Origin of the sequence: Streptomyces kronopolitis (genome assembly GCF_014646275.1) — a bacterium.
In the GTDB taxonomy this organism is placed as follows: domain Bacteria; phylum Actinomycetota; class Actinomycetes; order Streptomycetales; family Streptomycetaceae; genus Streptomyces; species Streptomyces kronopolitis.
Genome location: NZ_BMND01000075.1, coordinates 1 through 9080, shown reverse-complemented (window position 1 = coordinate 9080; position 9080 = coordinate 1). Strand labels below are relative to the sequence as shown.

The 9080-nt window shown below is 73.1% G+C and carries 8 protein-coding genes; 2 read left to right on the top strand and 6 right to left on the bottom strand.

What is annotated here, in order from left to right:
• Positions 1 to 96: 96 nt before the first annotated feature.
• Both IEY78_RS33370 and IEY78_RS33365 read right to left on the bottom strand, forming a co-directional pair.
• Positions 97 to 903, bottom strand: a complete 807-nt coding sequence (locus tag IEY78_RS33370) for an HlyD family efflux transporter periplasmic adaptor subunit (protein WP_189104752.1) — start codon at positions 901 to 903, stop codon at positions 97 to 99.
• A 172-nt stretch (positions 904 to 1075) separates the two neighbouring features.
• Complete coding sequence (locus IEY78_RS33365) at positions 1076 to 1303, bottom strand: type A2 lantipeptide (protein WP_189104751.1); 228 nt, start codon at positions 1301 to 1303, stop codon at positions 1076 to 1078.
• Positions 1304 to 2063: 760 nt separating this feature from the next.
• On the opposite strand from IEY78_RS33365, the gene IEY78_RS33360 reads away from it, so the two are divergent.
• Positions 2064 to 3092, top strand: coding sequence for a PHP domain-containing protein (locus tag IEY78_RS33360; RefSeq protein ID WP_189104750.1), 1029 nt, complete (start codon positions 2064 to 2066; stop codon positions 3090 to 3092).
• A gap of 12 nt (positions 3093 to 3104) precedes the next feature.
• Here the strand turns inward: IEY78_RS33360 and IEY78_RS33355 are convergent, their stop codons facing one another.
• The 4 genes from IEY78_RS33355 to tdh form a co-directional block, all read right to left on the bottom strand.
• Positions 3105 to 4490: a chloride channel protein gene (locus IEY78_RS33355; protein ID WP_189104749.1), complete on the bottom strand. Its 1386-nt coding sequence runs from the start codon at positions 4488 to 4490 to the stop codon at positions 3105 to 3107.
• A 183-nt stretch (positions 4491 to 4673) separates the two neighbouring features.
• Positions 4674 to 5582, bottom strand: coding sequence for a LysR family transcriptional regulator (locus IEY78_RS33350; RefSeq protein ID WP_189104748.1), 909 nt, complete (start codon positions 5580 to 5582; stop codon positions 4674 to 4676).
• Between the two features lie 35 nt (positions 5583 to 5617).
• Entirely contained in the window at positions 5618 to 6811 is a 1194-nt protein-coding gene (locus tag IEY78_RS33345) for a glycine C-acetyltransferase (RefSeq protein WP_189104747.1), read from the bottom strand.
• Positions 6812 to 6861: 50 nt separating this feature from the next.
• The gene (gene tdh / locus IEY78_RS33340; RefSeq protein WP_189104746.1) at positions 6862 to 7890 is read right to left on the bottom strand and encodes an L-threonine 3-dehydrogenase; all 1029 of its coding nucleotides are present in this window, start codon (positions 7888 to 7890) and stop codon (positions 6862 to 6864) included.
• Between the two features lie 588 nt (positions 7891 to 8478).
• On the opposite strand from tdh, the gene IEY78_RS33335 reads away from it, so the two are divergent.
• On the top strand, positions 8479 to 9080 hold a 602-nt coding region (locus IEY78_RS33335), incomplete at its 3' end, for a S1 family peptidase (protein ID WP_189104745.1).

The following is a 9080-nucleotide window of genomic DNA, read 5'->3' as shown; positions in this document are numbered from 1 at the left end:
GGGTGCGGCCGGGGCCGGGGGCGGCCTCGGGGCGGTGGCGGCCGCGGCCGGGCGGCGGCAGCTGCGGCTGCGGGGCGGCGGAGTCGTGCGGGGCGGTCACGGCAGCAGCCAATCGATCGGGTGCTGTGCGGCCAGGTGGACCGCGCCGTCGGTCAGGGTCATGGAGCCGACGGCGTACGGGGGGCCGTCGGAGGTGGACCAGGCGTAGCCGGACTTGTTGTGCGGGGCGGGGTCGAGCCGTACGAGGACCGCCACCGGCTGGCCGTGCCGGGAGAACTGCTCGCCGAGCTGGCTGCTGCCGAGGAAGGTGCTGATCCGCTGGCGGCTCTGCGCGGTGCGGCCGACGGCCTGGACCCGGCCGCGCAGCACGCCGTACTGCTGGCTCGGCACGGACTGGACGGTGAGGTCGACGGAGGCGCCGACGGGCACCGTGGCGCCGCTCTCGGCCGGTACGTAGAGCATGGCCGTCAGGGGGTCGCGGTCATGGGCGACGCGCTCGACGGCGGCCACCTCGGCGCCGGTCGTGACGACGGCGCCGACCGTGGCGGACAGCGAGGTCAGCCGGCCGGCGGCGAGGGCGCGCACGACGACGGTGCCCCGCGCGGTGCGGACCTTCAGCACGGGGGTGCGGGGGGCCACCCGGGAGCCCTCCCGGGCGAGCACGGCGGTCACCTGGCCGGCGACCGGGCTCTGCAGGACGTAGCTGCCCTGGCCGTGGGTGAGGATGCCGGGGGCGTTCAGGGTGGACGACACGGTGCCGGTCACCGCCCACAGGGAGGCGGCGAGCACGAAGAGGACCGTGACCGTCAGCACGAGCCAGCCCTGGGGCCGGGCGAATCGCACCGGGAGATCGATGTCCTCGGGCGACTGCAGCTTGGAAAGGGCCTGTTGGCGGAACTGCACGACACTCTTCCCTCAACTGCAACGGACTGTCAGACGGCGACTGCCGGGTGCCCCGGGGCCGGGCTGAGCCTGGCGGTTCCGGGGCACCCGTCGCGGCATGTCGGCAAGGAGGGGACGCCGACCTGCCGTTGTCACCTTGAGCCGGCTGTGCCGCTAGCGGCACAGAAGGGGCTCAGAGACCCGAGACCAGGCCGGTCGCGGTGCCCACAACGCCGGAGGTGTTGACGCCGGTGGCGCCGTCGACCAGGCCGGTCACGGAGCCGACGGTGCCGGAGACCGGGGCGATGTGGTCAACGGTGCTGGTGGCGGTGCCGACCACGCCGCCGAGGAGGCCACCGGACACGTTGTCCAGGTCGCTGTCGGAGATTTCCTGGGTCTGAACCTGGGGGGTGGAGTTCATGATGTTTCCCTTCGGATGAATAACTCTAAAAAAAGCTGCGTCCGTACCGTCCGGTGGGGTGGTCCGGGCGCGGCAGCGGTAGTCGGGTTCCCGAAATCGGGAACCGATGGTGTGACTCCCGCAGTGCGAAGGATCAAAGCACGCGGGCCGGTTGCGCAGCTAATCGGCGGACCGCAGATCCGGACGCTGACGCTCCGTTGAATTACCTGACGTGCACGCGCGTCCATGACTTGGTGGCAGCTTCTTCACATCCTCGCCGGTTTTCTTTCCGACGTCCGGACATTTGCTCGTTCGACGAACGGGACATTACCGCCCCAACCCGCTTATGCGCAGGTCAGCGTGGTGACGCGGCCCAGGAGAGGCTGCGCCGACTGCGCATTCGCTGTGCAGATTCCTTGAAGACCCGCCAGTTTTTACGGCACGCGGCCGCGACGGCGCCGCAGAACGTGTGCGCGCGGTACCGGCGAGCCGGCGTGAATGTTGCACCGGCATGAACTGCGCCCGATTCGCCCGGACTTGTTGAGCGGTATTGCGCGTGCGGAACGTATGGAAGGGAATCATCCGCACTCTCCCCATGCTATTCGCATGGAAATGGATCGAGTGACCGGAGAACGGACATAACCGCATAACGGTGCGGCATCGAAGCGGCGGCCGTCCCCCTGTCCCGCCGTCACCTGTGCCCACCCCGGTGGCAGCCGCCCGGGGGCTGGGGCACCGTGAAAGGACGCTGCGGGGCCGGCGCCCCGGGAAGGAGCCGTGCGTGGAGCCCGTCGAGGCGCTGGAGCGGATCGCGTTCCTGCTGGAGCGGCAGGGGGCGGTGCCCTATCGCGTCCAGGCGTTCCGCACGGCCGCGGCGGTCATCGGCGCGCTGCCGCCCGACGAGGTCCGGCGGCGCGCCCGCGGCGGCGCGCTGGGGCGGGTCAAGGGGCTGGGCCCCAAGACCACCCGGGTGGTCGAGGAGGCGCTCGCGGGCGTGCGGCCCGAGTACCTGTCAGGCCTGGAGGAGGCGGGCGGTCCGCTCGTCGACGGGGAGCTGGGGCAGCGGCTGCGGCGGGCCCTGCGCGGCGACTGCCATCTGCACTCGGACTGGTCGGACGGCGGCAGCCCCATCGAGGCGATGGCCCGTACCGCCCGCGACCTCGGCCACGAGTGGTGTGTGCTGACCGACCACTCCCCCCGGCTCACCGTCGCCCGCGGGCTGACCGCGGAGCGGCTGCGCGCGCAGCTGGCGCTGGTGGCGGAGGTGAACGAGCACCTGGCGCCGTTCCGGCTGCTGACCGGGATCGAGTGCGACATCCTCGACGACGGCTCGCTCGACCAGGAGCCGGAGTTGCTGGCGCAGCTCGATGTCGTGGTCGCCTCGGTCCACTCCAAGCTGCGGATGGACCAGGGCCCGATGACCGAGCGGCTGCTCGCCGCGGTCCGCAATCCCCTGGTGGACGTCCTCGGCCACTGCACCGGGCGGCAGATCACCGGCAAGCCGCGCCCGGAGTCCCGCTTCGACGCCGGGGAGGTCTTCGCGGCCTGTGCCGAGCACCGCACCGCGGTGGAGATCAACTGCCGCCCCGACCGCTTCGATCCCCCGCGCCGGCTGCTCCGCCAGGCGCTGGCGGCGGGCTGCCTGTTCGCGATCGACAGCGACGCGCACGCCCCCGGCCAGCTGGACTGGCAGATCTACGGCTGCGCCCGCGCCGAGGAGTGCGGCGTCCCGGCGGACCGGATCATCACCACGTGGACGGAGCACCAACTCGCCACCTGGACCCGGACCGGCCGCACCCCGCACCGGTGAGCGGACGCGGGGTCAGGCCGACGCGGGGTCAGGAGGCCCGGACGCGGGCTTCGCGGGAGGCGCGGCGGCGGGCTTCGCGGGCGGCTCGGCCGCGGCCGGAGTGAGCCGCAGCGCCACGACATAGGCGACGACCACGGCGACGATGACCAGCGGCATCACGGTCAGTCCGCTGCCGCCCAGCAGCAGGGTGGCCAGCAGCACCGAGGTCATCGGGAGCTTGAGCATCGCGACCCCCATCGCCCCGACGCCCATCGCGAAGGCCGCGGTCAGCGACAGGCCGGGCAGATGGGAGAGCGCCACCCCGCCCGCCGCGCCCAGGAAGAGCGCGGGAAAGATCGGGCCGCCCCGGAAGGCGCTCAGCGACACGCAGTACGCCAGGCCCTTGCACAGGATCAGCAGCAGCAGTGCCGCCACCGTGTAGCCGGTGCTGTCCCGGAACAGCGAGCCCAGCGCCGACTCGCCCGAATAGAGCATCTCGGTGGCCGACTTGCCGGTGGCCGCGGCGAACGCCACCGCCAGGGCGCCCACCACCAGCCCCATCAGCATCGTCATCGGCACCCGGTGGCGGACCACACGGCCCTGGAGGAACGTGGCGAGCCGCCGGACGCCGGTCGCCGCGAACGCCGCGAGCACCCCGATGACCAGCGCCCAGCCGAACTCCGGGAGCGTCGGCCCGGCGGCCTTGGGGACGTCGTGCAGCGCCAGCGAGTACGTCCCCAGGCCGGTCCAGTCCCCCAGCCCGGTGAAGACGAGCGCGCCGATGCCGGCCGCGAGCAGCCCGGGCACCAGCACGATCCCCAGCATCGGACCGCCCAGCCCCGACACCTCCATCAGGAGGAACGCGCCCAGCAGCGGGGAGCCGAGCAGTGCGCTGACCGCCGCGAAGCTGCCGGCGGCACCCACCGCGGCGGCCGCCCGCTCGGGCATCCCCCGGTTCAGCAGCCGTACGGCGCCCAGGGCCAGGCCGCCGCCGAGGGCGATCAGCGGCGCCTCCGGGCCGAGCACCGCGCCGAAGCTGAGCGAGGCCAGGGCGGCGAGCACGACACCGGGGAGCGCGGAGAGCGGGGGCGCGCCGCTCAGCGCCAGCCCGTCGGCCGGCTCGTGACCGCCCTGGCCCGGCAGATGACGGATGGTCAGCCCGACGAGCAGGCCGGCCAGCACCAGCAGCGGGACGGGCCACCAGATCGGTGTGCCGGCGAAGCCCAGCGCGCGCGGGAGGTCGGTGTAGAGCAGCGGTTCCAGGGCGTGGACCAGCGCGAGGAAGCCGAAGGCGACCGCGCAGACCGGGAAGCCCACCACCGCCGCCACCAGCAGGAGCTTGAGGTATCCGCGGTCGCGCACCGGCGCGTACGGATCCTGCGGCGCAGTGGCCGCTGGGCCGGTCGGACCGACCGACATGCGCCTCGCCTCCTCGGAACCGGGGCTGCCCCGGCGCCCGCCCGGGCCGCCGCCGAGACGAGCCTGCCACGGCGGGCGGGGGCCGGCATCTCCGGCGCGGCCGGGCGGGTTTCGGGCCGGACGGTTCCGGGCCGGGCGGGGTCCGGGGCGTGCGGCGGGCGCACAGGCGCGGCGGCGGCGCCGTCAGCCCTGCGCCTCCGCCGCCTCCCGCAGGGCGGCCAGGACCGGGCGGAGCAGCGGATGCTCGCCGGCTCCGCGGCGTACCGCGGCGAAGACCCGCCGGGTGGGGGCCACGCCGTCGACGGGCCGGACCACCACGCCCGTGAGGTCCATGTCCCGCAGGGCCGAGCGGGGGACGAGGGCCACCCCCGCCGCGGCCGAAGCGAGCGAGACGACCGCGCGGAAGTCGTCGGAGGAGTGCTCCAGCCGTGGCTCGAAACCGGCGTACTCGCAGGCCAGGACGACCACGTCATGGCAGGGGTTGCCCGGGTAGGGGCCGATCCAGTCGTCGCCCGCCAGGTCGGCCACGGCCACCTGCGCCTCGTCGGCGAGCCGGTGGCCGGGCGGCAGGACCGCGTCGAACGGCTCGGCGTAGAGCGGGACGCGGGTCAGCCGCGGGTCGTCGGCGCGGGGCGCGCCCCGGTACTCCACGGCCACCGCCACATCGACCTGCCGGTCGAGGACCATCAGCAGGCTGGCGTCGCCCTCGGCGTCCTGGACGCGGACCCGGATGCCGGGAGCGGTACGGGCCAGCTCGGTCAGGGCGGGCGCGACGACCAGGCCGATGCCGGTGGCGAAGGCCGCGACGGTCACCGTGCCGGCCTCGCCCGAGCCGTAGGCGGCGAGCTCGGACTCGGCACGCTCCAGCTGGGCGAGGACGGCGTTGGCGTGGGTGAGCAGGATGTCGCCCGCGGCGGTCAGCCGGACGCCGCGGGCGCTGCGCTCCACCAGTCGGTGGCCGGTCTCCTGCTCCAGGGCGGCCAGCTGCTGGGAGACCGCCGAGGGGGTGAGGTAGAGCGCGGCGGCCGCGGCGGTGACCGTGCGGTGGTCGGCCACCGCACGCAGGATGTGCAGCCGTCGTGCTTCGATCATGCTTCCAGTCTCGCAGGAGCTGACCGGGGGCCGCCTCAGCCGCCGAGCGCGGCCCTCGCGTCCACGAACGCGTCGACCGCGCGGTTGACGTCCTCGGTGGAGTGCGCGGCGGACAGCTGGACCCGGATCCGGGCCTGGCCCTGCGGGACCACGGGGTAGGAGAAGCCGATGACGTACACCCCGCGCTCCAGGAGCAGCTCCGCCATCCGGGCCGCCTCGGCCGCGTCGCCGATCATGACGGGGGCGATGGCGTGGTCGCCGGGGAGGACGTCGAAGCCCTCCGCGGTCATCCGGGAGCGGAACAGCGCGGTGTTCTCGCGCAGCCGATCGCGCAGCTCACCCGCCGACTCCAGCAGGTCCAGGACCTTCAGCGAGGCGGCGGCGATCACCGGGGCGAGCGAGTTGGAGAAGAGGTACGGGCGCGAGCGCTGGCGCAGCAGGGCGACGATCTCGGCGCGGGCCGCGACATAGCCGCCGGAGGCACCGCCGAGGGCCTTGCCGAGGGTGCCGGTGATGATGTCGACGCGGTCCATCACGTCGTGGAGTTCGGGGGTGCCGCGGCCGCCGGGGCCGACGAAGCCGACGGCGTGCGAGTCGTCGACCATCACCATCGCGCCGTACTGCTCGGCCAGGTCGCAGATCTCGCGCAGCGGGGCCACATAGCCGTCCATGGAGAAGACGCCGTCGGTGACGACCAGCTTGCGGCCGGCGCTGCCGGCCTCCTTCAGCTGGCGCTCCAGGTCGGCCATGTCGCGGTTGGCGTAGCGGAAGCGGCGGGCCTTGGACAGGCGGATGCCGTCGATGATCGAGGCGTGGTTGAGGGCGTCGGAGATGACCGCGTCGTCCGGGCCGAGCAGGGTCTCGAACACCCCGCCGTTGGCGTCGAAGCAGGAGGAGTAGAGGATCGTGTCCTCCTGGCCGAGGAAGCCGGAGAGCCGCTGTTCCAGCTCCTTGTGGACCTCCTGGGTGCCGCAGATGAAGCGGACCGAGGCGAGGCCGTAGCCCCAGCGGTCGAGCGCCTCGTGCGCGGCCGCGACGATCTCGGGGTGGTCGGCGAGGCCGAGGTAGTTGTTGGCGCAGAAGTTGAGGACCTCGCCGGGGTTGCCTCCCTCGGTGACCGCCACGGTGGCGGACTGCGGGGTGCCGATGACGCGCTCGGGCTTGTGCAGTCCGGCGGCGCGGATCTCCTCGAGGGTGCCGCGCAGTTCCTCGCGTACGGAGTCGAACATCAGGGATTTCTCCTGGAGTTGGGGTGGGACGGGCGGGCCGGTGAGGCGGGTCAGCTGGTCCAGTCGAGGATGATCTTGCCGCTCTGGCCGCTGGCGGCGTCGTCGAAGGCGGCGTCGAAGTCCTGGTACGGGTAGCGGCCGGTGATCACGGGCGCGAGGTCGAGACCGCCTTCGAGCAGCACGGACATCGCGTACCAGGTCTCGAACATCTCCCGGCCGTAGATGCCCTTGATCGTGATCATGGAGGTGACGATCCGGGCCCAGTCGACCGGGAACTGCTCGGCGGGCAGGCCGAGAACGGCGATCCGGCCGCCGTGCGTCATGTTGGCGATCATGTCGCGCATCGCCTCGGGCCGGCCGGACATCTCCAGTCCGATGTCGAAGCCCTCGCGCAGGCCGAGCGCGCGCTGGCCCTCGGCGATGGTGGTGTCGGCGACGTTGAGGGCCAGGCTGACGCCGACCTTGCGGGCCAGGGCCAGGCGCGGCTCGCTGACGTCCGTGATCATGACGTTGCGGGCGCCGGCGTGCCGGGCGACGGCCGCGGCCATGATGCCGATCGGGCCGGCGCCGGTGATCAGCACGTCCTCGCCGACCAGCGGGAACGACAGCGCGGTGTGCACGGCGTTGCCGAACGGGTCGAAGACGGCGGCGATGTCGAGGTCGACGGGGACGCGGTGCACCCAGACGTTGCCGGCGGGCAGCGCCACCAGCTCGGCGAACGCGCCGTCGCGGCCGACACCGAGGCCGATGGTGGAGCGGCACAGGTGGCGGCGGCCGGCCAGGCAGTTGCGGCACTTCCCGCAGACCAGATGGCCCTCGCCGCTGACCAGGTCGCCGGTCTTGATGTCGGCCACGTCGCGGCCGGTCTCCACCACCTCGCCGACGAACTCGTGGCCGATCGTCAGCGGGGTGTCGATGGACTTCTGGGCCCAGCCGTCCCAGGCGCGGATGTGCAGATCCGTGCCGCAGATGCCGGTGCGCAGGACCTTTATCAACACCTCGCCCGGGCCGATGACCGGTTCCGGCACGTCCATGAGCCAGAGCCCCGGCTCTGCTTTCTGCTTGACCAGCGCCTTCACGGATCGGCTCCCGTACGTAAGTGTGACCTGCCGGGGGCCCGCCGCGGCCGCCCGATCTTCGTCAGGAAATCTTCCCTACGCGGGCCGCCGGGTCCATCGAGGTTTTCTTAAGCGCGGTCACAGCTGCCCTTTACGCCCCGCTGTTTCCAGGGGTCACAGGGGTCCCAGGGGCTCGGGAAACCGCAGGAAATCGGCCGTCGAAATCGTCATGTACAGGTCAGAAGGTTGCGGTCGCACCGGTCACCGGCCCGACCGGGGTCGGCCCGGCCCCGCTCCGGAACCACCCGGACGGCGGGGGTCGGACTGCTCCGGACGGCCGGGCGGGCGGAGGGCGGCGGGTCGGCGGCGGGCGGCGGGGCGGATGTCCGGCGGGCGCGCGACGCCGGTCGGGCGCGCGGCGCCCGGGAGTGTAAACGTTCGCCCCCGCAAGCGTCGGAATTCATCACAGCGTGAGTGGCCGTGAGACGGGGGCGCACGGCGCTACGTAGGACTGAGTGCAACCACATGGGCGCCGATGCGACGCACCCCGGCCCCCGTGTGCCTGGTTCCTGTGCGTCCCTGGAGGTCAGTGAATTGAGCCACCGACATGTGAACAAGCGGACCGGTGCCATCGCCGGCGCCGCTGCGGCCGCAATCGCGGGCGCAGCGATCCTGCTCCCCAACGCCCACGCGAGCACGGATCAGCCGGCGGCCCCGAAGACGCTCAGCGCCCACTCGGCCACCGCGCTGGCCGCGTCCCTGAAGGCGGATCTCGGCGACCAGTCCGCCGGGTGGTACCTGGACGACGCCAACGGCCATCTGGTCATGAACGTCCTGTCGAAGGACGACGCCGCGAGCGTCACGGCGCAGGGCGCGGTCGCCAAGGTCGTGCAGAACAGCATGACCGCGCTGAAGGCCGGCGCGAAGACGCTGCGCACCAACGCCTCGATCCCCGGCACCGCGTGGTCGATCGACCCGAAGACCAACAAGATCGTGGTGGTCGCCGACAGAACGGTCACCGGCGCGAAGATGGCCCGGCTGAGCAAGACCACCGGCGGCATGGGTGCCGGCATGGTCACCGTGAAGCGGTCGCAGGGTGAGTTCAAGCGGTACGACGGTGGGGAGGCGGGGAGCGCGGCCGGCGGCGACGCCGGGCAGGCCGCGGGCGGCGCGGGTGACGCCGGGGCCGGCGGTGCGGGCGACGCGGCGGC

Coding starts and splice junctions, on each gene's coding strand:
- IEY78_RS33365 (WP_189104751.1), bottom strand. CDS start 1,303: ATGAACTCCACCCCCCAGGTTCAGACCCAGGAAATCTCCGACAGCGAC.
- IEY78_RS33355 (WP_189104749.1), bottom strand. CDS start 4,490: ATGTCGGTCGGTCCGACCGGCCCAGCGGCCACTGCGCCGCAGGATCCG.
- IEY78_RS33350 (WP_189104748.1), bottom strand. CDS start 5,582: ATGATCGAAGCACGACGGCTGCACATCCTGCGTGCGGTGGCCGACCAC.
- IEY78_RS33345 (WP_189104747.1), bottom strand. CDS start 6,811: ATGTTCGACTCCGTACGCGAGGAACTGCGCGGCACCCTCGAGGAGATC.